This is a genomic window from Janthinobacterium sp. GL_088 (genome assembly GCF_057837845.1).
The window spans coordinates 708,507-729,255 of record NZ_CM174453.1; the positions used below are offsets into that span (position 1 = coordinate 708,507).

General features: G+C 56.5%; 35 protein-coding genes. 34 read left to right on the forward strand and 1 reads right to left on the reverse strand.

Annotation, left to right across the window (positions count from 1 at the left end):
* Positions 1-68 precede the first annotated feature (68 nt).
* The 3 genes from tuf to AC3IQ7_RS03095 all read left to right on the forward strand — a co-directional run bounded on the left by tuf (position 69) and on the right by AC3IQ7_RS03095 (position 2,754).
* The gene (gene tuf / locus AC3IQ7_RS03085) at positions 69-1,259 is read left to right on the forward strand and encodes an elongation factor Tu (RefSeq protein WP_100875273.1); all 1,191 of its coding nucleotides are present in this window, start codon (positions 69-71) and stop codon (positions 1,257-1,259) included.
* Between the two features lie 179 nt (positions 1,260-1,438).
* Positions 1,439-1,756, forward strand: a complete 318-nt coding sequence (gene rpsJ, locus AC3IQ7_RS03090) for a 30S ribosomal protein S10 (protein WP_010394389.1) — start codon at positions 1,439-1,441, stop codon at positions 1,754-1,756.
* Positions 1,757-1,908: 152 nt separating this feature from the next.
* The gene (locus tag AC3IQ7_RS03095) at positions 1,909-2,754 is read left to right on the forward strand and encodes a DUF817 domain-containing protein (protein WP_322426686.1); all 846 of its coding nucleotides are present in this window, start codon (positions 1,909-1,911) and stop codon (positions 2,752-2,754) included.
* Between the two features lie 22 nt (positions 2,755-2,776).
* Here AC3IQ7_RS03095 and AC3IQ7_RS03100 read toward each other — a convergent pair whose 3' ends face one another.
* Entirely contained in the window at positions 2,777-3,322 is a 546-nt protein-coding gene (locus tag AC3IQ7_RS03100; RefSeq protein WP_489208341.1) for a tetratricopeptide repeat protein, read from the reverse strand.
* A gap of 175 nt (positions 3,323-3,497) precedes the next feature.
* On the opposite strand from AC3IQ7_RS03100, the gene creB reads away from it, so the two are divergent.
* From creB to rpsD, 31 genes are all read left to right on the forward strand, one after another.
* Positions 3,498-4,223, forward strand: a complete 726-nt coding sequence (gene creB, locus AC3IQ7_RS03105; RefSeq protein WP_322426688.1) for a two-component system response regulator CreB — start codon at positions 3,498-3,500, stop codon at positions 4,221-4,223.
* Entirely contained in the window at positions 4,220-5,644 is a 1,425-nt protein-coding gene (gene creC, locus AC3IQ7_RS03110; protein WP_489208342.1) for a two-component system sensor histidine kinase CreC, read from the forward strand. Before creB ends, creC begins: the two co-directional genes overlap by 4 nt.
* Positions 5,645-5,730: 86 nt before the next feature.
* A complete protein-coding gene (creD, locus tag AC3IQ7_RS03115; protein WP_176387682.1) occupies positions 5,731-7,122 on the forward strand; it encodes a cell envelope integrity protein CreD in 1,392 nt (463 codons plus the stop codon).
* 243 nt (positions 7,123-7,365) lie between these two features.
* Positions 7,366-7,554, forward strand: a complete 189-nt coding sequence (locus AC3IQ7_RS03120; RefSeq protein ID WP_099378435.1) for a hypothetical protein — start codon at positions 7,366-7,368, stop codon at positions 7,552-7,554.
* Positions 7,555-7,621: 67 nt separating this feature from the next.
* On the forward strand, positions 7,622-7,810 hold the full coding sequence (locus AC3IQ7_RS03125) for a hypothetical protein (protein ID WP_489208343.1): 189 nt from the start codon (positions 7,622-7,624) through the stop codon (positions 7,808-7,810).
* Positions 7,811-8,190: 380 nt separating this feature from the next.
* A complete protein-coding gene (rplC, locus tag AC3IQ7_RS03130) occupies positions 8,191-8,847 on the forward strand; it encodes a 50S ribosomal protein L3 (RefSeq protein ID WP_010394393.1) in 657 nt (218 codons plus the stop codon).
* Positions 8,848-8,850: 3 nt separating this feature from the next.
* Positions 8,851-9,471, forward strand: a complete 621-nt coding sequence (gene rplD, locus AC3IQ7_RS03135) for a 50S ribosomal protein L4 (RefSeq protein WP_034753197.1) — start codon at positions 8,851-8,853, stop codon at positions 9,469-9,471.
* The gene (gene rplW, locus AC3IQ7_RS03140) at positions 9,468-9,785 is read left to right on the forward strand and encodes a 50S ribosomal protein L23 (RefSeq protein WP_010394398.1); all 318 of its coding nucleotides are present in this window, start codon (positions 9,468-9,470) and stop codon (positions 9,783-9,785) included. Before rplD ends, rplW begins: the two co-directional genes overlap by 4 nt.
* Positions 9,785-10,612: a 50S ribosomal protein L2 gene (gene rplB, locus AC3IQ7_RS03145; RefSeq protein ID WP_034753198.1), complete on the forward strand. Its 828-nt coding sequence runs from the start codon at positions 9,785-9,787 to the stop codon at positions 10,610-10,612. Before rplW ends, rplB begins: the two co-directional genes overlap by 1 nt.
* Before the next feature lie 10 nt (positions 10,613-10,622).
* Complete coding sequence (gene rpsS / locus AC3IQ7_RS03150) at positions 10,623-10,898, forward strand: 30S ribosomal protein S19 (RefSeq protein WP_008444295.1); 276 nt, start codon at positions 10,623-10,625, stop codon at positions 10,896-10,898.
* Complete coding sequence (gene rplV, locus AC3IQ7_RS03155) at positions 10,895-11,227, forward strand: 50S ribosomal protein L22 (RefSeq protein ID WP_170840583.1); 333 nt, start codon at positions 10,895-10,897, stop codon at positions 11,225-11,227. The genes rpsS and rplV overlap by 4 nt, the downstream gene beginning before the upstream one ends.
* A gap of 9 nt (positions 11,228-11,236) precedes the next feature.
* A complete protein-coding gene (gene rpsC / locus AC3IQ7_RS03160; protein ID WP_034753199.1) occupies positions 11,237-12,061 on the forward strand; it encodes a 30S ribosomal protein S3 in 825 nt (274 codons plus the stop codon).
* A 2-nt stretch (positions 12,062-12,063) separates the two neighbouring features.
* Positions 12,064-12,483: a 50S ribosomal protein L16 gene (gene rplP / locus AC3IQ7_RS03165; RefSeq protein ID WP_034753201.1), complete on the forward strand. Its 420-nt coding sequence runs from the start codon at positions 12,064-12,066 to the stop codon at positions 12,481-12,483.
* Between the two features lie 12 nt (positions 12,484-12,495).
* The gene (rpmC, locus tag AC3IQ7_RS03170; protein WP_010394412.1) at positions 12,496-12,687 is read left to right on the forward strand and encodes a 50S ribosomal protein L29; all 192 of its coding nucleotides are present in this window, start codon (positions 12,496-12,498) and stop codon (positions 12,685-12,687) included.
* A complete protein-coding gene (rpsQ, locus tag AC3IQ7_RS03175; RefSeq protein ID WP_489208344.1) occupies positions 12,684-12,956 on the forward strand; it encodes a 30S ribosomal protein S17 in 273 nt (90 codons plus the stop codon). Before rpmC ends, rpsQ begins: the two co-directional genes overlap by 4 nt.
* A 253-nt stretch (positions 12,957-13,209) precedes the next feature.
* Positions 13,210-13,578 (forward strand): 50S ribosomal protein L14, encoded by a 369-nt coding sequence (rplN, locus tag AC3IQ7_RS03180; protein ID WP_008444317.1) that lies wholly within the window; start codon positions 13,210-13,212, stop codon positions 13,576-13,578.
* Positions 13,579-13,587: 9 nt separating this feature from the next.
* On the forward strand, positions 13,588-13,902 hold the full coding sequence (gene rplX, locus AC3IQ7_RS03185; RefSeq protein WP_034753204.1) for a 50S ribosomal protein L24: 315 nt from the start codon (positions 13,588-13,590) through the stop codon (positions 13,900-13,902).
* A 6-nt stretch (positions 13,903-13,908) separates the two neighbouring features.
* Positions 13,909-14,448 carry a 50S ribosomal protein L5 gene (rplE, locus tag AC3IQ7_RS03190; protein ID WP_010394421.1) on the forward strand — a complete coding sequence of 180 codons (540 nt, stop codon included), beginning with the start codon at positions 13,909-13,911 and terminating at the stop codon, positions 14,446-14,448.
* Between the two features lie 2 nt (positions 14,449-14,450).
* On the forward strand, positions 14,451-14,756 hold the full coding sequence (gene rpsN, locus AC3IQ7_RS03195; protein ID WP_010394423.1) for a 30S ribosomal protein S14: 306 nt from the start codon (positions 14,451-14,453) through the stop codon (positions 14,754-14,756).
* A 14-nt stretch (positions 14,757-14,770) separates the two neighbouring features.
* On the forward strand, positions 14,771-15,166 hold the full coding sequence (gene rpsH, locus AC3IQ7_RS03200) for a 30S ribosomal protein S8 (protein ID WP_034753208.1): 396 nt from the start codon (positions 14,771-14,773) through the stop codon (positions 15,164-15,166).
* 10 nt (positions 15,167-15,176) lie between these two features.
* Positions 15,177-15,710, forward strand: a complete 534-nt coding sequence (gene rplF / locus AC3IQ7_RS03205; RefSeq protein ID WP_034778281.1) for a 50S ribosomal protein L6 — start codon at positions 15,177-15,179, stop codon at positions 15,708-15,710.
* 13 nt (positions 15,711-15,723) lie between these two features.
* Positions 15,724-16,086: a 50S ribosomal protein L18 gene (gene rplR, locus AC3IQ7_RS03210; protein WP_010394431.1), complete on the forward strand. Its 363-nt coding sequence runs from the start codon at positions 15,724-15,726 to the stop codon at positions 16,084-16,086.
* A 9-nt stretch (positions 16,087-16,095) separates the two neighbouring features.
* Positions 16,096-16,614 (forward strand): 30S ribosomal protein S5, encoded by a 519-nt coding sequence (rpsE, locus tag AC3IQ7_RS03215; protein ID WP_010394433.1) that lies wholly within the window; start codon positions 16,096-16,098, stop codon positions 16,612-16,614.
* A 10-nt stretch (positions 16,615-16,624) separates the two neighbouring features.
* Positions 16,625-16,804, forward strand: coding sequence for a 50S ribosomal protein L30 (gene rpmD, locus AC3IQ7_RS03220; RefSeq protein WP_010394435.1), 180 nt, complete (start codon positions 16,625-16,627; stop codon positions 16,802-16,804).
* A gap of 30 nt (positions 16,805-16,834) precedes the next feature.
* On the forward strand, positions 16,835-17,266 hold the full coding sequence (gene rplO / locus AC3IQ7_RS03225) for a 50S ribosomal protein L15 (RefSeq protein WP_034753211.1): 432 nt from the start codon (positions 16,835-16,837) through the stop codon (positions 17,264-17,266).
* Between the two features lie 32 nt (positions 17,267-17,298).
* Positions 17,299-18,633 carry a preprotein translocase subunit SecY gene (gene secY / locus AC3IQ7_RS03230; RefSeq protein WP_010394438.1) on the forward strand — a complete coding sequence of 445 codons (1,335 nt, stop codon included), beginning with the start codon at positions 17,299-17,301 and terminating at the stop codon, positions 18,631-18,633.
* Positions 18,634-18,651: 18 nt separating this feature from the next.
* Positions 18,652-18,870: a translation initiation factor IF-1 gene (gene infA, locus AC3IQ7_RS03235; RefSeq protein WP_005663428.1), complete on the forward strand. Its 219-nt coding sequence runs from the start codon at positions 18,652-18,654 to the stop codon at positions 18,868-18,870.
* A gap of 42 nt (positions 18,871-18,912) precedes the next feature.
* Entirely contained in the window at positions 18,913-19,026 is a 114-nt protein-coding gene (gene rpmJ / locus AC3IQ7_RS03240) for a 50S ribosomal protein L36 (RefSeq protein WP_010394471.1), read from the forward strand.
* Between the two features lie 14 nt (positions 19,027-19,040).
* Positions 19,041-19,406, forward strand: coding sequence for a 30S ribosomal protein S13 (gene rpsM, locus AC3IQ7_RS03245; protein WP_046681666.1), 366 nt, complete (start codon positions 19,041-19,043; stop codon positions 19,404-19,406).
* A gap of 17 nt (positions 19,407-19,423) precedes the next feature.
* Positions 19,424-19,828, forward strand: a complete 405-nt coding sequence (rpsK, locus tag AC3IQ7_RS03250) for a 30S ribosomal protein S11 (protein ID WP_010394475.1) — start codon at positions 19,424-19,426, stop codon at positions 19,826-19,828.
* 258 nt (positions 19,829-20,086) lie between these two features.
* Entirely contained in the window at positions 20,087-20,710 is a 624-nt protein-coding gene (gene rpsD, locus AC3IQ7_RS03255) for a 30S ribosomal protein S4 (RefSeq protein WP_010394478.1), read from the forward strand.
* Positions 20,711-20,749 lie beyond the last annotated feature (39 nt).

The window sequence follows — 20,749 nt, forward strand, 5'->3', positions numbered from 1 at the left end:
AGTTCCGGGCCGGCTTTCACGAGAATGCCGGTCCCTACATTTAAATCATTGTTCTAAGGAAGAATAAAATGGCAAAAGGTAAATTCGAACGGACCAAGCCGCACGTCAACGTCGGCACCATCGGCCACGTCGACCACGGTAAAACCACGCTGACCGCTGCAATCGCAACGGTTCTGTCGAAGAAATTCGGCGGCGAAGCTAAAGCATACGACCAGATCGATGCAGCACCAGAAGAAAAAGCGCGCGGTATCACGATTAACACCGCCCACGTCGAGTACGAAACGGAATCGCGTCACTACGCGCACGTTGACTGCCCAGGCCACGCCGATTACATCAAAAACATGATTACCGGTGCTGCCCAGATGGACGGCGCGATCCTGGTATGCTCCGCAGCTGACGGCCCAATGCCACAGACCCGCGAACACATCCTGCTGGCCCGCCAAGTTGGCGTTCCATACATCATCGTGTTCCTGAACAAGTGCGACCTGGTCGACGACGCAGAGCTGCTGGAACTGGTTGAAATGGAAGTACGCGAGCTGTTGTCGAAGTATGAGTTCCCTGGCGACGACGTGCCTATCATCAAAGGTTCGGCCCGTATGGCGCTGGAAGGCAAAGAAGGCGAAATGGGCGTTGACGCAGTGCTGCGTCTGGCCGATGCCCTCGATTCGTACATCCCAACGCCAGAGCGCGCTGTTGACGGTGCTTTCCTGATGCCAGTGGAAGACGTGTTCTCGATCTCGGGTCGCGGTACCGTGGTGACCGGTCGTATCGAGCGCGGCATTGTTAAAGTCGGCGAAGAGATCGAAATCGTCGGTATTATCGATACCGTCAAAACGACTTGCACCGGCGTGGAAATGTTCCGCAAACTGCTGGATCAAGGTCAAGCTGGCGACAACGTTGGTCTGCTGCTGCGCGGCACCAAGCGTGAAGACGTGCAACGTGGTCAAGTTCTGGCCAAGCCAGGCTCGATCAAGCCGCATGCGCACTTCACCGGCGAGATCTATGTTCTGTCGAAAGACGAAGGCGGCCGTCATACGCCATTCTTCAACAACTATCGTCCACAGTTCTACTTCCGCACGACGGACGTAACTGGTTCGATCGAGTTGCCAGCAGACAAAGAAATGGTCATGCCAGGCGATAACGTGTCGATCACCGTCAAGTTGATCAACCCGATCGCGATGGAAGAAGGCCTGCGCTTCGCTATCCGTGAAGGCGGTCGTACCGTCGGCGCTGGTGTTGTTGCAAAAATCCTGGCTTAATTCTTAAGCCTGCATAAAAGAAGACGCGTCGTCGCCCGGCGCCCTTCTTTTTATTCAACTGCCGGGGTTGGCAAGCATTTTGGTGCTATCATGTCGACCCTGACGGTTGTTGCGTCAGAAATTCCCGTATGACCTCATTGCCGTGCAGACCGCGCGGTTCGTTCTTTTAAGGAAATATCATGTCGGCACCAAACCAAAAAATCCGTATCCGCCTGAAGGCTTTCGATTACAAACTGATCGACCAGTCCGCTCTGGAAATCGTTGAAACCGCGAAGCGCACCGGCGCTGTCGTCAAAGGCCCAGTACCACTGCCTACCCGTATTCAGCGTTTCGACGTGCTGCGTTCCCCGCACGTCAACAAAACTTCGCGCGATCAGTTCGAGATCCGTACGCACCAACGCCTGATGGACATCGTTGACCCAACGGACAAAACCGTTGACGCGCTGATGAAGCTGGACCTGCCAGCTGGTGTTGATGTCGAAATCAAACTGCAATAATCGTTTTTAAGCAGGCCGGCGTGGTGTCCCGCTGCCTGATGATGGGGCCGGGCCTGCTCACGATCGTGAGTGCGCCCGGCCCCAGCTATTGGTGCCTGCGCATCTCTGCAAAATCGCTTTACAGTGCCGCGGCCGGCCGATAAAGTTGCTGCATGCTTAATGCCCTCGATACCCACCTGTTAAATGCCACTCCCCGTCAGTGCTTGCGCGGCTGGCCGCGCTTCCTGACCGAATTCCTGTATTTCGGCATCAAGGAGGCAAGGTCGTGCCTGTTTGTGGGACTGTTTTTTGCTGCCGTGTTCCTGGTGCCGCGCGCCGGCCTGTTCGGCCTGCCACGCTATGACGTATTGCTGCTGGTGGCGCTGGCGATCCAGGGCGCGATGGTCTGGAGCGGACTGGAAACGTGGGATGAATTGAAGGCCATCTGCCTGTTCCATGCGGTCGGCTTCGCGCTGGAAGTGTTCAAGGTATCGGGGACGATCCAGTCGTGGAGCTATCCCGACTTTGCCTATACCAAGGTGTTCGGCGTTCCCCTGTTTTCCGGCTTCATGTATGCGGCCGTCGGCAGCTACATCATCCAGACCTGGCGCCTGCTCGACATGCGGATTCGTCATCATCCGCCGTACTGGATGGCGGTGCTGATCGCCGTGTTGATCTACGCCAACTTCTTCACCCATCACTACATCGGCGACTATCGCTGGTATCTGGCCGCCTGCGCGCTGGGTTTGTACGCGCGCACCACGGTGGTATTTCGTCCGCTCGACCGCGACCGCAGCATGCCCTTGCTGCTCGGTTTCGTGCTGGTTGGCTTCTTCATCTGGCTGGCTGAAAACATCAGTACCTTCTGGGGCGTGTGGCGCTATCCGAACCAGCTTGGCGCCTGGTCGGTCGTGCATGTCAGCAAATGGAGCTCCTGGTCGCTGCTGGTGGTGATGACGTTCACCATCGTGGCCCACCTCAAGCACATCAAGGCCAGCATCCACGTCGCCCAGCCGTAGGCCGGGCTCCGGGGTTTGCTTATTACAGGCTGGCCGCCACCGCGTCGAAGCGATTGCCGAGCGCAGCCTGCGGACCGCCTTGCAGCTGCCTGGCGTACTGGCGCAGCACTTGCGCCGAATACGTGCGCGAGGCGGGCGACAGCTTCGGCAGCAACGGCAGCACGCGTTCCAGATAGCCTGTGCCTTCCTGCCACTTGCCTTGCGCGGCCAGGGCCGACGCCAGTTCCACCATGCGGCGGCCGACGCGCGCATCGCTGCGTGGCTGCGCCGATTCTTCTGTGGCCAGCGCTTGCCGGTACAGCTGCTCCGCTTCGGCATTCTTGCCCTGCAAGCGCTTGATGCGGCCCAGGTTGTACTGGCGCTGCGAGAGGATGTCCGCGCTGGCCCCGGCCTGCTCGGCGCTGTGCAGGGCCTGTACGCAAGCCAGTTCCGCTTCGCCAAACTGGCCCTTGAGCTCGGCCGCGTTGCAGGCGTCTTGCTGTTCATTGGAGGTGGTGATCGTCGCTGGCGCCGCGCAGGCGGCCAGCAGGCTGACAGCGCATAGCAGGCTGATGGTATGGTTCTTCATAGTCTCCTCGGACGGGTGTCAAACACGGTGTATCGGTGGAGTCATGCTGCGATAAATATACTATAAGTTTTTTCGAGCGGGTGGCTTTTTGCCGGCGCGTGGCAAGGCGCGCGATTGACGCCGCTTGCGTGCTTCAGGGATACTCCGGGTCTGTCCACTAATGCGTGCCGCCGCCATGTCCAAGACTGTCCTGATCGTGGAAGATGAACAGGCGATTGCCGACAGCATCGCCTATGCCTTGCGCACGGACGGCTTTACGCCGCGCCATGTGATGTTGGGCGAGCACGCCCTGGCCGCGCTGCGCCCAACGCCCGGCGAAGCCGCGCAGATGCCCGTTCTGGTAGTGCTTGACGTGGGCTTGCCCGACATGAGCGGGCTGGAAGTGTGCCGCCGGCTGCGCCAGTTTTCCGAGGTGCCGGTGATCTTCCTGACGGCTCGCAGCGACGAGATCGACCGCATCGTCGGCCTGGAAATCGGCGCCGACGATTACGTCACGAAGCCGTTTTCGCCACGCGAACTGGTGGCGCGCATCCGCGTCATCCTGCGCCGCGCGGGTGTCGCGCAAGCTCCCCGCGAGACTGGCATGACGATAGCCGCGCCTGCCGCCGCGCCGGCGCGCTTCGAGTTGCGCGCGCTGGAGGCGAAAGTGCTCTTTCACGGCCAGCCGCTGGACCTGACCCGCTATGAATACCTGTTACTGAAAACCCTGCTCGAGCATCCGGGCCACGTGCTGTCGCGCGCGCAGCTGATGGAGCGCGTGTGGAGCGGGGCGCCCGATACGCTTGAGCGCACAGTCGACGCACACGTCAAATCGCTGCGCGCCAAGCTGCGTGCCGTCGATGCGCAGGTCGATCCCATCCACACCCACCGTGGCCTCGGCTACAGCCTGGCCGGCGCATGAGGATCGGCCTGCGCATCCTGCTCGGCTACTTCCTGATCGTGGGCTTGGCTGCGTGGTTCCTGCTGAATGTCTTCATGGAGCAGGTCAAGCCCGGCGTGCGTTCGACCCTGGAAGACACCCTGGTCGACACTTCGCAGCTGCTGGCCAGCCTGGTGGCGCCCGACCTGAAGGCGGGCACGCTGGCGCAGTCGCCCGTGGCCGAACGCATGCAGGATTACGCGCGCCATGGCGTGGACGTCAATATCAATGGCGTGCGCAAGCGCACCCTCGATTACCGCATCACCATCACGGACCGGCACGGCATCGTGCTGTTCGATTCCAGCGGGCGCGACGTGGGGCGCGACTATTCGCGCTGGAATGACGTGTACCTCACCTTGCAGGGCAAGTATGGCGCGCGCAGCACGCGCAGCCGGCCCGACGACGAGATGTCGACGGTGATGCACGTGGCCGCGCCGATTCGCGACGGCAATGAGGTGATCGGCGTGCTGACGGTGGCCAAGCCGAACGCCAGCGTGCAAGCGTTTGTCGAGCGCAGCCAACGCAAGATATTGCAGCGCGGCGCCATCCTGTTGCTGCTGTCGCTGCTGATCGGCCTGGCATTCGCCTGGTGGCTGCACCATGCGCTGGGCAAGCTGATGCATTACATCGGCGACGTGGAAGCGGGGCGCAAGGTGGCGCTGCCGGCGCTGGGAAAGAACGAGATCGGCACTCTGGGGCGGGCGCTCGAGGCGATGCGCACGCGCCTGGAAGGCAAGGAATACGTGGAGCAGCTGATGCACACCCTGGCGCATGAATTGAAAAGCCCGATCGCCGCCATCCAGGCCTCGGCCGAGCTGCTGCAGGAAGACATGCCGCCGGCCGAGCGCCGCCAGTTTCTCGCCAGCATCCTGGAACAGAATGCGCGCCAGCGGCAGCTGATCGACAAGCTGCTGGCCCTCGTGCGCGTGGAAAAACAGCAACGGTTGGATCATCCCGAGCGCATCGCGCTGGGGCCATTGCTGGCGCAAGTGGAGCAGGATGCGGCCGCCACCCTGGCGGCGCGCGGCGTGCGCCTGCAGTTGCAGGCGGAAGAGGGCAGTGTGGCCGGGGACGCCTTGCTGCTGCGCCAGGCGCTGGGCAATTTGCTCGACAACGCGGCCGGCTTTGCGCCACCGGACAGCTGCATCGACCTGACGGCGCGGCGCCAGGGCAGCCAGGTCGAAATTGCCGTGCGCGACCGTGGCGCGGGCATCCCCGCGTATGCGCTGGAACGCGTCTTCGAGCGTTTCTATTCCCTGCCGCGCCCGAGCGCCGGCAAGAGCACGGGCCTGGGCTTGCCCTTCGTGCGCGAGGTGGCCTCGCTGCATGGCGGCACGGTCGAGGTGCTCAATCATGCGGAGGGCGGCGCCTGTGCGCGCCTGTGTCTGCCGCTGCTGGCTTAGCGCACTTTATTTACTGGCTTCACACAGACTGCATCGTCAGCGCACACAGCTTTTTTACACTGGCCGCCTTACTTCAAGGATGCGCCATGCAAAAAACTCTGTTAGTCAAAGCGTTGATCGTGTTCGGCCTGATGCTGCTGATCGGCCTGCCTTTGCTGATGATTCAGGAAACGATCAAGGAGCGGATGGAATTCCGCCAGGAAGCCGTCAACAGCATCGCCGCCGATTCGGTGCGCGAACAAACCATCATCGGTCCCATCCTCGTGATCCCGTATGTGGAGCAATATGACGAGCGGGTCGAGATCGCCGTCGACAAGGAGCAGAAAGGCAGCGTGCCGGCGCAGACGCAGGTGCAGCGCCGCGTCATGCAGCGCCGCTTGCTGGTGTACCCGAACCTCTTGCTGCAGGAAGGCACCATCGAGACCGACCGCCGCTACCGTGGCATCCACCAGGTGCTGGTGTACAGCGGCCAGCATGCGTTCAAGGGCGACTTCACGGTGCCCAGTCTTGAGCAGTTGCCGCGCAAGACGCCGGACGCGCGCGTGACCCTGGGCGAGCCGTTTGTTGCCTTGTCCATCGAGGACGTGCGCGGCATCCGCAACATCCCGAAAATCGACTGGGGCGGGCGCCAGATCGAATTCGAACAGGGCACCGACCTGTTTGCCTTCCGCAGCGGCCTGCATGCACCCCTGGGCGCCATGCCGCTGGCGCAAGCGCAGCAGGTGAAATTCAGTTTTGACCTGGGACTGGACGGCATCGAACGCCAGCATTTCGTGCCGGTGGCGAAAAACAGCCAGATCAGCATCAAGTCGAACTGGCCCCATCCGCAGTTTGGCGGCCGCTTCCTGCCGTCGCCGAAACACCGCCAGATCAATGCCGATGGCTTTCAGGTCGAATGGAATATCTCGTCGCTGGCCAGCAATGCGCAAACGCAGCTGAGCACGATCGAGGGCGAGTTCAAGGTGCCCGACAGCGCACCGCTGGGCCAGGTGGACCGTTTCAGCGTCGGCTTCATCGAGCCGATCAATGTGTATTCGCAGTCGGACCGGGCCACCAAGTATGGCTTGCTGTTTGTGGCGCTGACGTTTGCCGCCTTCTTCATCTTTGAAATTTTGAAAAGTCTGCCGATCCACCCGGTGCAGTATTTGCTGGTGGGCCTGTCGCTGGTGATCTTCTTCCTGCTGCTGGTGGGCCTGGCCGAGCATATCGCTTTCCTTGCCGCTTACCTGATCGCCAGCGCCGCCTGTATCGCGCTGACCAGTTTTTACCTGGCGCATGTATTGCACAACGCCTGGCGCGGCATCGGCTTCGGCGTGGCGCTGACCATGCTGTATGGCGCCCTGTACGGATTGCTGAACTCGGAAAACAATGCGCTGGTGATGGGCAGCATCCTGCTGTTCGCCGTCCTGGCCGCCATCATGGTGGCGACGCGCAAGGTTGACTGGTATCAGATTGGCAAAGGAGCGCCGCAGGAATAGGGGCCATCCGGGCGCCATGCGCCTCCGCATTTGCAGCCAGCCATGACGGTGATGTGTCCTGGCTGGCTTTTTATTTGGCCGGAACGAAGGTGGCACAATAATTGGTAGTTGGTTGGTATTGTTTACGGTATTCTATTGGCATTGCTTTTTAGGTAATGGCGGGCGCCGTGGCGCCGGCCCGGGGCGGTGCGAGGATGGCGTGTCGTCCTGGTTGTTGTTCCATCTGATAAACGGAGATGAAATATGATCAAGAAGACGATGGCTTTCCTGTTTGCGCTGGGCCTGAGCGCCTCGTATGCATTTGCCGCCGGCGATGTCACGCAGTGCTATAGCGAGTGCGGGCAGAAGGTGGCCAATTGCCGGGCGCACCTCGGTGGCAGCCCCATCTGCGAGGACTTGTACGAGCATTGTCTGGCCAATTGCCAGAAGTAAGCACCTGCTCCCGGCAGCTTGCCTGGGTACGCTTTGATTCCTGAAAAAAACACAATTGGAGACATGCATGTACAAGAAAATCGCGTTATTCCTGTTTGCCATCGGCTGCAGCGCCTCGTATGCCATGGCTGGCAATGATTGCACGCTGGAGTGCGCCATCCGGGCCAATACGTGCTCGGGCGGCATGCCCGGTTCGGCCTCGAGCCCGATTTGCGAGATGGTCTACCAGCATTGCATCGAGCAGTGCAAGGTCTGAGCTGAGTCGCCCTCCGCCGGGCGCCAGGCCTGATACAGGAGGGCAGGATGGAGGAGGGCAAGGGGCGCGTACGCCGTGTACGCGCCCTTGTTGTTTCCGCGGCTGCCACTGACTTGCCGCCGGTGGCGCCCGGTGCGGCAGGCCGCATGCCGCCGTGCTTTGCTGCCGTTAAATTGCCTTGCGGCAGCGTTTTTCAGGCGCGCCGACAACTCCCGCAGGGGCGTCTTGCAACACTTTGACATACCTCGTGTTAACTTGTTGCGTCAAGGGTTTTTGTGCTATATACTAGCCGGCTTCGGTATGGATTCGTCTTTTTTGAGTCCTACGTTACTTTGTAGTTAAACAAGCCCCGCCCAATCGCAGGTGGGAATGGAGAAAAAATGAGCCTAGGCCTTCTCGGTCGCAAGGTTGGTATGATGCGCATTTTCACGGATGAAGGGGATTCGATCCCGGTCACCGTGTTGGACGTATCGAACAACCGTGTTGCGCAAATCAAAACCCCTGAAACAGATGGTTACTCCGCTGTTCAGGTCGCATTCGGTCAACGTCGCGCTTCCCGCGTGACCAAAGCTGTTGCTGGTCATCACGCTAAAGCTGGTGTTGAAGCCGGTACTCTGTTGAAAGAGTTCCGTGTCGACGCTGCCAAAGCCGCTGAACTGAAAGCTGGCGATGTTGTCGCTGCTTCCCTGTTCGAAGTCGGTCAAAAGATCGACGTGCAAGGCGTTACCATCGGTAAAGGCTATGCAGGCGTTATCAAACGTTACCACTTCGCTTCTGGCCGTGCAACGCACGGTAACTCGCGTTCGCACAACGTTCCAGGTTCCATCGGTATGGCACAAGATCCAGGTCGCGTTTTCCCTGGTAAGCGCATGACCGGTCATCTGGGTGACGTTAACCGTACGATCCAGAACCTCGTGATCGCCCGTATCGATGCCGACCGTCAGCTGTTGCTGGTCAAAGGCGCGATTCCAGGTGCGAAAAATGGCCAGGTAGTTGTCTCGCCAGCCATCAAAACCAAAGCCAAGAAGGGAGCTTAAACGATGGAACTCAAGCTTCTGAATGCGCAAGGTCAAGCCGCCTCGAACGTTGCTGCAGCCGATACGATTTTCGGCCGTGACTACAATGAAGCGCTGATCCACCAAGTCGTCATCGCTTATCAAGCGAATGCACGTAGTGGTAACCGCAAGCAAAAAGACCGTGAAGAAGTTCACCACACGACGAAAAAGCCATGGCGCCAAAAAGGTACCGGCCGCGCTCGTGCTGGTATGTCGTCGTCGCCACTGTGGCGCGGCGGTGGTCGGATTTTCCCGAACTCGCCTGACGAAAACTTCACCCACAAAGTGAACAAAAAGATGTATCGCGCAGGTATCTGCTCGATCCTGTCGCAGCTGGCTCGCGAAGAGCGCCTGATCGTCATCGACGATCTGACGATCGACGCGCCAAAAACCAAGCTGCTGTCGCAAAAATTGAACGGCCTGGGCTTTGATTCGGTTCTGATCATCACCGACGTTCTGAACGAAAACCTGGAACTGGCATCGCGCAACCTGCCTAACGTACTCGTCGTTGAGCCACGTCACGCAGACCCGATGTCCCTGGTGTTCTACAAGAAGATCCTGGTCACCAAAGCTGCATTGGCCAAGATTGAGGAGATGCTGGCATGAGCGCGATTTTGAAACATAGCGAAGAACGCTTGATGAAGGTGCTGTTGGCGCCCGTGATTTCCGAAAAGGCCACCATGGTCGCGGAAAAGAACGAGCAAATTGTATTCCGCGTACTGCCGGATGCAACCAAGCCTGAAATCAAGGCAGCGGTCGAACTGCTGTTCAAGGTTGAAGTTCTGTCCGTGCAAACTGCAAACCGCGAAGGTAAGCAAAAGCGCACCGGCAAGTTCAACGGTCGTCGTAACCATACCAAGCGTGCTTTCGTGTGCCTGAAGCCTGGCCAGGAAATCAACTTCTCCGAGGAGGCTGCATAATGGCACTCGTTAAGATGAAACCAACCTCGCCAGGCCGTCGCGGCATGGTGAAGGTGGTGAATGCTGACCTGTACAAAGGTCGTCCATTCGCTGCCCTGGTTGAAAAGAAATCCAAGACCGCTGGTCGTAACAACAACGGTCACATCACCACCCGTCATATCGGTGGTGGTCATAAGCAACACTACCGCTTGATCGACTTCAAGCGCACCAAAGATGGTATTCCAGCGAAAGTGGAACGTATCGAATACGATCCAAACCGCACCGCGAATATCGCTCTGTTGTGCTACGCCGACGGCGAACGTCACTACATCATCGCAACCAAAGGCATGGCCGTTGGCGACAGCGTGATGAACGGTTCGGAAGCACCGATCAAATCGGGTAACTGCTTGCCAATCCGTAACATCCCGGTCGGTACCGTGATGCATTGCGTCGAAATGCTGCCAGGTAAAGGTGCCCAAATGGCACGTACCGCCGGCGCTGGCGTTGTGCTGATGGCACGTGAAGGTACCTACGCTCAAGTGCGTCTGCGCTCGGGTGAAGTACGTCGCGTGCACATCGAGTGCCGTGCAACGGTTGGTGAAGTCGGCAATGCCGAGCACAGCCTGCGTAAAATCGGTAAAGCTGGTGCGATGCGCTGGCGCGGTGTTCGTCCTACCGTTCGCGGTGTGGTCATGAACCCGGTCGATCACCCGCACGGTGGTGGTGAAGGTAAAACAGCAGCTGGTCGTCATCCAGTTTCGCCATGGGGCCAACAGACCAAGGGTAAGAAAACACGCAGCAACAAGCGTACGACTTCCATGATCGTCTCGCGCCGCGGCAAGAAATAAGGGGTAGCACATGACACGTTCATTGAAAAAAGGGCCGTTCTGTGACGCCCACCTGGTGAAAAAAGTTGAAGCCGCGCAAGCAGCCAAAGACAAAAAGCCAATCAAAACCTGGTCGCGTCGTTCGACAATCATGCCTGACTTCATCGGCCTGACGATCGCGGTTCATAACGGCAAGCTGCACGTGCCGGTTTATGTTTCCGAAAACATGGTTGGTCACAAGCTCGGCGAATTCGCACTGACCCGTACGTTCAAGGGCCATGCAGCTGACAAAAAGGCTAAGAAATAATGGAAACTAAAGCTATCCTCAAAGGTGTGCGCCTGTCGGACCAAAAGGGCCGCCTGGTTGCTGACCTGATCCGTGGCAAGAAAGTTGACGCTGCACTCAACATCTTGCAATTCAGCCCGAAAAAAGGTGCTGCGATCATCAAGCGTGTTCTGGAATCGGCAATCGCCAATGCGGAACACAATGATGGCGCGGACATCGACGAATTGTTCGTGAAAACGATCTACGTCGAAAAGGGCCCGGTCCTGAAGCGCTTCACCGCGCGTGCAAAAGGCCGTGGCGACCGTATTTCGAAACAATCCTGTCACGTTTACGTGACTGTCGGTAACTAAGGAGCCACGATGGGTCAGAAAATTCATCCAACCGGTTTCCGTCTGGCGGTCACCCGTAACTGGGCTTCGCGCTGGTATGCAGGCAACGGTAATTTCGCTGCCATGCTGAACGAAGACTTGAAAGCACGTGCTTACCTGAAAAAGAAACTGAAGAACGCTTCCGTTGGCCGCATCGTTATCGAGCGCCCAGCCAAGAACGCGCGCTTCACGATCTACAGCTCGCGTCCAGGCGTGGTCATTGGTAAAAAAGGCGAAGACATCGAAGTACTGAAGTCCGCGCTGACCAAGATCATGGGCGTACCTGTTCACGTGAACATCGAAGAAATTCGCAAGCCAGAAATCGACTCGCAACTGATCGCCGATTCGATCGCTCAGCAGCTGGAAAAACGGATCATGTTCCGCCGCGCCATGAAGCGTGCAATGCAAAATGCAATGCGCCTGGGTGCTCTCGGTATCAAGATCATGTCGTCCGGCCGTCTGAACGGTATCGAAATCGCGCGTAAAGAGTGGTACCGCGAAGGCCGCGTGCCTCTGCATACCCTGCGCGCCGATATCGACTACGGTACCAGCGAAGCGTCGACCACCTACGGCATCATCGGTGTCAAGGTGTGGGTATATAAAGGTGACCGCGCGCCTAACGGCGATGCACCAGTCATCGATACCCCAGCTGACGAGAAGAAAAGCCGCGGCCCACGCCGTGACGATGGCAAGCCAGCTGGCCGTCCACGTCCAGCCGGTGCCGGTGCGAAACCATCCACAGCACCAGGTGCACGTGTGCGTACCGCCGCTAAACCGGCCGCCGCAGCAGCACCAGCTGAGAAAGCAGGAGAATAATCATGCTGCAACCAGCACGCAGAAAGTATCGTAAAGAGCAGAAAGGCCGTAATACCGGTATTTCGCACAGCCGCGGCACCGCCGTGTCGTTTGGCGAATTCGGTCTGAAGGCAGTTGCGCGCGGTCGTATCACTGCGCGTCAAATTGAAGCGGCGCGTCGTGCAATGACGCGTCACATCAAGCGCGGTGGCCGTATCTGGATCCGTATTTTCCCGGACAAACCGATTTCGAACAAACCGGCTGAAGTCCGTATGGGTAACGGTAAAGGTAATCCTGAGTACTACGTCGCTGAAATTCAGCCAGGCAAAGTACTGTACGAAATGGATGGCGTTGATGAAGCGCTGGCACGGGAAGCATTCCGTCTTGCCGCCGCTAAACTGCCACTGGCGACGACGTTTGTCATCCGCCAAGTCGGCCAATAATTGGAGTTGTATATGAAAGCATCTGAACTCCGCGGCAAGGACCAGCCAGCTCTGCAAAAAGAGCTGAATGACCTGTTGAAGGCACAGTTCGGCCTGCGCATGCAAATCGCTACGCAGCAGCTGAGCAACACTTCGCAGCTCAAGAAGGTACGCCGCGATATCGCGCGTGTGAAGACGGTAATGAATCTGAAGGAAGCCAAATGAACGAACCAGTGAAACAGTCGCTCAAGCGCACGCTGATCGGTAAAGTGGTTTCGGACAAGATGGACAAGACCGTTACCGTTCTGATCGAGCGCCACGTAAAACATCCTTTGTATGGCAAGATCATCATGCGCTCGAACAAGTATCACGCGCATGACGAGACCAACCAAGTCAAGGCCGGTGACACGGTCGAGATCCAGGAAGGTCGCCCGATCTCCAAAACGAAGGCATGGACGGTGACACGTGTGGTTCAAGCCGCACCAGCCGTTTAAATAAAAACCACCGTTTCGGCGGTGGCTTTTAATTAGTACTTGCAGGCCCGCAAATTGTATGTAATACTTGCGGGCTTCGTTCATGTAACGCCGCAAAGTGTCTGGCCACAGACAGTAGCATTCGCGGTCAGTTGATGTATGAAGGTCATGCACCCAAACAGTGAAGCCCAGCAGGGCGGCTCTGGCGGGACCAAGACTGACCGTGGGTCTACATTGTGTGGATTCTTCGGCTTAAGTTGGGAAAGAGAATACTATGATTCAAACTGAAAGCCGGCTCGAAGTGGCTGACAATACCGGTGCCAAAGAAGTAATGTGCATCAAGGTATTGGGCGGCTCCAAGCGCCGTTATGCTGGCATTGGCGATGTGATCAAGGTAACCGTTAAGGTTGCTGCGCCACGTGGCCGTGTCAAAAAAGGTGAAATTTATAACGCCGTGGTTGTGCGCACCGCTAAAGGTGTTCGCCGCCAAGACGGTTCCCTGGTGAAGTTCGACGGCAATGCCGCCGTTCTGTTGAACGCCAAGCTGGAACCGATCGGTACCCGTATTTTTGGACCTGTCACACGCGAACTGCGTACTGAGAAGTTCATGAAAATCGTGTCCCTGGCACCGGAAGTCCTGTAAGGAGTCGTAATGGATAAGATTCGTAAAAACGACGAAGTCATCGTTCTGACCGGGAAAGACAAGGGCAAACGTGGTGTGGTACAGCAGCGTATCGATGCTGAACATATCGTGGTTGACGGCATTAACATCGCTAAAAAAGCGACTAAGCCAAACCCGATGACTGGCGTAACTGGTGGTATCGTCGATAAGACCATGCCAATTCACGTGTCCAACGTTGCATTGTTTAATGCAGCGACTGGCAAGGCAGATCGCGTGGGTTTCAAAGAAGTGGACGGCAAGAAAGTTCGCATCTTTAAATCCTCCGGCGAAGTAGTGAAGGCTTAAGAAATCATGGCACGTCTCCAAGAATTCTATAAAGAAAAAGTCGTTGCCGACCTGACCAGCAAGTTTGGTTACAAGTCGGTAATGGAAGTTCCACGCCTGACCAAGATCACCCTGAACATGGGTGTTGGTGAGGCTATCGCGGATAAAAAAGTTCTCGAGCACGCAGTTGCTGACTTGACCAAGATCGCCGGCCAGAAGCCAGTGACCACCAAGTCCCGCAAAGCGATCGCAGGCTTCAAAATCCGTGAAGGTTACCCGATCGGTACGATGGTCACCCTGCGCGGCGCTCGCATGTACGAGTTCCTGGATCGCTTCATTACCGTGGCTCTGCCGCGCGTACGCGATTTCCGTGGTGTGAACGGCCGTGCATTTGATGGTCGTGGCAACTACAACATCGGTGTCAAGGAACAGATCATTTTCCCTGAAATCGAATACGACAAGATTGACGCGTTGCGCGGTATGAATATCAGCATCACGACAACCGCTAAGACCGATGACGAAGCCAAAGCTTTGCTCGCCGCCTTTAAATTCCCTTTCAGGAACTGATCATGGCCAAACTGTCACTGATTAATCGTGAGATCAAGCGTGCTGACCTGGTGGCGAAATTCGCCCCTAAGCGCGAAGCTCTCAAGGCCATCGTCGATGACCAATCGAAATCGGAAGAAGAGCGCTACGAAGCTCGCCTGAAATTGCAGGCGCTGCCACGTAACTCGAACCCGACGCGTCAACGTAACCGTTGCGCCATCACTGGTCGTCCGCGCGGCACATTCCGTAAATTCGGTCTGGGTCGTATCAAGCTCCGTGAATTCGCCATGCGTGGTGAAATTCCGGGTATGACAAAAGCAAGCTGGTAATAGGAGAATATGCAATGAGTATGAGCGATCCTATCGCCGATATGCTGACCCGCATTCGCAATGCACAAGGCGTGCAAAAGACGACCGTGGCCATGCCATCGTCGAAAGTCAAAATTGCGATTGCCAGCGTCCTGAAGGACGAGGGTTACATTGAAGATTTCGCTGTTGCCGAAGCTGGTGGCAAAGCGGAACTGAAAATCGGTTTGAAGTATTATGTTGGCCGTCCCGTCATTGAGCGCTTGGAGCGCGTGTCCCGTCCGGGTCTGCGCGTCTACAAGGGTAAAGACGAGATCCCTGTTGTGATGAATGGCTTGGGTGTGGCGATCGTGTCGACTCCGCAAGGCGTCATGACTGACCGCAAAGCACGCGCTACCGGTGTCGGCGGCGAAGTTATTTGCTACGTGGCTTAAGGAGTTACACATGTCTCGAGTAGCTAAAATGCCTATCGTAGTGCCAGCTGGCGCCGAAGTCGCCATCTCCGCACAAGCGATCACCGTAAAAGGCCCGCTGGGCGTACTTTCCCAGGCCCTTACCGGTCAGGTCAAAGTAGAAAACAATGCAGGAACCCTGAGTTTCGACGTGGCGAACGACAGCCGCGAAGCCAATGCCATGTCCGGCACGCTGCGCGCACTGGTCAACAACATGGTTGTTGGCGTCACCAAGGGTTTCGAGAAAAAGCTGAACCTGGTAGGCGTGGGTTACAAGGCGCAAGCTCAAGGCGACAAGCTGAATCTGTCCCTGGGTTTCTCGCACCCTGTAGTGCATGACATGCCAGCTGGCGTTACCTGCGCAACACCAACCCCGACCGAGATCCTGATTAAAGGTATCGACCGTCAACAGGTTGGCCAGGTAGCCGCTGAAGTTCGTGCTTACCGCGCTCCTGAGCCTTATAAAGGCAAGGGCGTTCGCTATGCGGACGAAGTGGTTAAGCTTAAAGAAACCAAGAAGAAGTAATTAGGGGCTGACGATGGATAAGAAAGAATCACGGCTTCGCCGCGGACGCCAAACCCGCATCAAGATTGCGGAATTGAAAGTAAATCGCTTGTCGGTGCATCGCACCAACCTGCACATTTACGCCAACCTGATCAGCCCGGACGCTAAAGTCCTGGTTTCGGCCTCGACGGCTGAAGCGGAAGTTCGCGCTGAACTGGCAGGCCAATCCGGCAAAGGCGGCAATGCCGCTGCTGCAGCCTTGATCGGCAAGCGCGTCGCTGAAAAAGCGTTGAAAGCAGGGATTACCGAAGTTGCGTTTGACCGCTCCGGTTTCCGTTACCACGGCCGTGTGAAAGCGTTGGCAGAAGCCGCACGCGAAGCCGGTCTGAAGTTCTAAGGATCAATCATGGCAAAAATGCAAGCAAAAATGCAAAGCGACAAGCCGGATGATGGCATGCGCGAAAAAATGATCGCGATCAACCGCGTGACCAAAGTGGTCAAGGGTGGTCGTATCATGGGTTTCGCCGCGCTGACCGTAGTTGGTGATGGCGATGGCCGCGTCGGCATGGGCAAGGGCAAATCGAAAGAAGTGCCAGTTGGCGTGCAGAAGGCAATGGAAGAAGCCCGTCGCAACCTGATCAAAGTACCGCTCAAAAACGGTACCTTGCATCACACGGTTGTTGGTCGTCACGGCGCCTCCAAGGTCCTGATGAACCCAGCTAAGCCTGGTACTGGCGTTATCGCTGGTGGCGCAATGCGCGCTATCTTCGAAGTGATGGGCGTGACGGACGTGGTGGCGAAATCCACCGGTTCGAACAACCCATACAACCTGGTGCGCGCTACGCTGGACGGCCTGTCGAAAATGAGCACTGCTTCCGATATCGCTGCCAAACGCGGCAAGTCGGTCGAAGACATTCTGGCTTAAGGTGGACAAAATGACAAACACAGTCAAAGTGCAATTGGTCAAGGGCTTGATCGGTACGCGCGAATCGCATCGCGCTACCGTGCGCGGTCTGGGTCTGCGTCGTGTAAATTCGGTTTCCGAATTGCAAGACACCCCATCCGTACGCGGCATGATCAATAAAGTATCGTATCTCGTTAAAGTTGTCGGGTAAGCCTTCGGGCTTACACGAACGGAGCAAATCATGGAATTGAATACTATTGCACCAGCCGAAGGCGCTAAGCACTACAAGCGTCGCGTCGGTCGCGGTATCGGCTCCGGCCTGGGTAAAACCTCGGGTCGTGGTCACAAAGGTCAGAAATCGCGTTCGGGCGGCTTTCATAAAGTCGGTTTCGAAGGCGGTCAGATGCCTCTGCAACGCCGTCTGCCTAAGCGCGGTTTCAAATCGATGCACGCAACCTTCAAAGCTGAAGTGCGCCTGTCCGATCTGAACAACCTGGCTGTTGGCGATGTCGACATTCTGGTCTTGAAGCAAGCTGGCGTTCTGGGCGTGTTGGCCCGTGACGTGCGCGTGATCTTGTCCGGCGAAATCACCAAAGCGGTGAATTTGAAGGGCTTGAAAGTGTCCGCTGGCGCGAAAGCAGCCATCGAAGCAGCCGGCGGCTCGGTAGCCTGAGTTGACCGCTAACAGCTTGATCGGAGCGAAAATTGGCGACTAATCCACAACTTGCTAAAAGTGCAGCGGCCGGTTTCCCTTGGGGACGGCTCTGGTTTTTGCTTGGCGCATTGGTGGTTTATCGTATCGGTGCTCACGTCCCGGTTCCCGGGATTGACCCGACACAATTAGCCTCGCTGTTCAAGGAGCACGAAGGCGGCGTCCTGGGCATGTTCAACATGTTCTCGGGCGGTGCCTTGTCTCGTTTTACAGTGTTTGCGCTGGGTATCATGCCTTATATCTCGGCCTCGATCATCATGCAATTGCTGTCGATCGTGTCACCGCAGATGGAAGCGTTGAAAAAAGAAGGCGAAGCAGGTCGTCGCAAGATCACCCAGTACACCCGGTATTTCACGGTTGCCCTGGCACTGTTCCAAGCGTTAGGCATTGCAGTCGCACTGGAGTCGCAAGCTGGTCTGGTGTTGGAACCTGGTCTTGCATTCCGCTTCGTGACGGTCGTCACTTTGTTGACCGGAACAATGTTTTTGATGTGGTTGGGTGAGCAAATTACCGAGCGTGGCTTGGGGAATGGCATCTCGATCATCATTTTTGCCGGGATTGCAGCAGGTCTGCCGTCGGCGTTGGGTGGCTTGTTCACTCAAGTGTCGAATGGCTCGATCGGCAGCTTCAGCGCGATTTTCATCGTGATCCTGGTAGCACTGGTAACGTACTTCGTCGTATTCGTCGAACGTGGTCAGCGCAAAATATTGGTCAACTACGCGAAGCGCCAGGTAGGCAACAAGATTTATGGCGGTCAAACCAGCCATTTGCCGTTGAAGCTGAACATGGCCGGCGTGATCCCGCCGATCTTTGCTTCTTCGATCATCTTGTTCCCGGCCACTATCGTGGACTGGTTTTCAAAGGGCGCCGACAACGCTAACCCTGCGGTGCGGTTCTTGAAAGATTTGGCAGCATCGATGGGGCCTGGTGAGCCTATCCATGCGCTGTTGTACGCAGTGGCGATCGTGTTTTTCTGTTTCTTCTATACAGCGCTGGTCTTTAACAGCAAGGAAACAGCGGATAACTTGAAGAAAAGCGGTGCGTTCATTCCCGGGATCCGTCCAGGCGAACAGACAGCCCGTTACATCGACAAGATCCTGACACGCTTGACACTTGCCGGCGCAGTCTACATCACCCTGGTGTGTTTATTGCCGGAATTTATGCAAGCCCAGTGGAAAGTACCATTCTATTTCGGCGGTACTTCTTTATTGATTATTGTAGTTGTCACCATGGATTTCATGGCGCAAGTACAGAACTACGTGATGTCGCAGCAATATGATTCGCTGCTGCGCAAAGCAAATTTCAAGGGCGGAATTCCGACGCGTTAAGCGCGGTAAACATACCGAATGGCAAAAGACGACGTCATACAGATGCAGGGCGAGATTCTTGAGAATCTCCCAAATGCAACATTTCGAGTGAAGCTGGAGAACGGACACGTGGTGCTCGGGCATATTTCAGGTAAAATGCGGATGAACTATATTCGCATTCTCCCTGGAGACAAGGTGACGGTGGAGTTAACGCCGTACGACCTGAGCCGAGCCCGCATTGTGTTCCGTACCAAGTAACACACTGAATCAAACCAAAGAAGCGAAAGAAAGAGCCCAAAAATGAAAGTTCTCGCATCAGTCAAGCGGATCTGCCGCAACTGCAAGATCATCAAGCGCAAAGGCGTAGTCCGCGTTATCTGCGTGGAACCACGTCACAAGCAGCGTCAAGGTTAATCGAGGAATAACAAATGGCACGTATTGCAGGGGTTAATATCCCAAATCATCAGCATACCGTTATCGGCCTGACGGCCATCTACGGTGTGGGCCGTCCACGCGCAGAGAAAATCTGTGCATCGACCGGTGTAGCAACCAACAAAAAGATCAAAGATCTGGATGACAGCGAACTGGAAAAGCTGCGCGATGAAGTAGGTAAATTCATCGTCGAAGGCGATCTGCGTCGTGAACTGTCCATGAACATCAAGCGTTTGATGGATCTGGGTTGCTACCGCGGCATGCGTCATCGTAAGGGTCTGCCTTGCCGTGGCCAGCGTACGCGTACGAACGCACGTACCCGCAAGGGACCGCGTAAAGCCGCTCAATCGCTGAAAAAATAATCCGCTAGGGAATAATTATGGCTAAGTCGCAAAATAACGCCGCATCAGCACGCGTGCGTAAAAAAGTTAAAAAGAACGTCGCTGAAGGCATCGCGCATGTCCACGCTTCGTTCAATAACACCATCATTACCATCACCGATCGTCAAGGCAATGCCTTGTCGTGGGCTACCTCCGGCGGTGCAGGCTTCAAGGGTTCGCGTAAATCGACCCCGTTCGCAGCGCAGGTCGCCGCGGAAGCCGCTGGTAAAGTGGCTGTTGAGTGTGGCGTCAAGAACCTGGAAGTACGTATCAAGGGCCCAGGTCCTGGTCGTGAATCCGCCGTTCGCGCGCTGAACAACCTGGGCATCAAGATCACCGAGATCCAGGACGTGACGCCGGTACCGCACAACGGTTGCCGTCCACCGAAACGTCGTCGTATCTAAGATAGTGTTGCAGAGGGCGCTTCGGCGCCAGCTGCTTTGCTGTCTGTTGTAACTCAGTACAGTTGTGTGAAAACGCTGGAGCAGGGAGCCGGAAACGGTTATACTGCCCGGCTGTTCTTGCCTGTCAAATCCTGTTTGACGGGTTTTTCGTTTTCAGCCACCGTCTGATTGAAACCAAATCAGACTAGCGCCTAACCGCATCAGTGTGTTTGATCATGCATGTGGCTGGGGCGTTATCATTTAAAAAAAGGAAGTATCGTGGCACGTTATATCGGACCTAAAGCAAAACTTTCCCGCCGTGAAGGTACAGACCTGTTCCTGAAGAGCGCACGTCGCTCGCTGGACAGCAAGTGCAAACTGGACGTCAAGCCAGGCCAGCACGGTGTCAAATCCGGCGCCCGCACCTCGGACTACGGTAACCAACTGCGCGAAAAGCAAAAAGTCAAGCGCATGTACGGCGTGCTGGAACGTCAATTCCGCCGCTACTTCGCTGAAGCAGACCGTCGTAAAGGCAACACCGGCGAAACGCTGTTGAAGTTGCTGGAAACGCGTCTGGACAACGTTTGCTACCGCATGGGCTTTGGCTCGACCCGCGCTGAAGCGCGTCAATTGGTCAGCCACAAAGCGTTCACCGTGAACGGTATCGTTGTGAACATCGCTTCGTACGCAGTCAAAGTTGGCGACATCGTTGCTGTTCGTGAAAAATCGAAAAAGCAAGTGCGTATCGTTGAAGCACTGTCGCTGGCTGAACAAGTTGGTATGCCTAGCTGGGTTTCGGTTGATGCCAAGAAAATGGAAGGTACCTTCAAGTCCCTGCCAGAGCGTAACGAAATCGCTAACGACGTCAACGAATCGCTGATCGTCGAGCTGTACTCGCGTTAATAGCAGTTAGCACCATCACCGCCCACTCGTTTTCTTTCG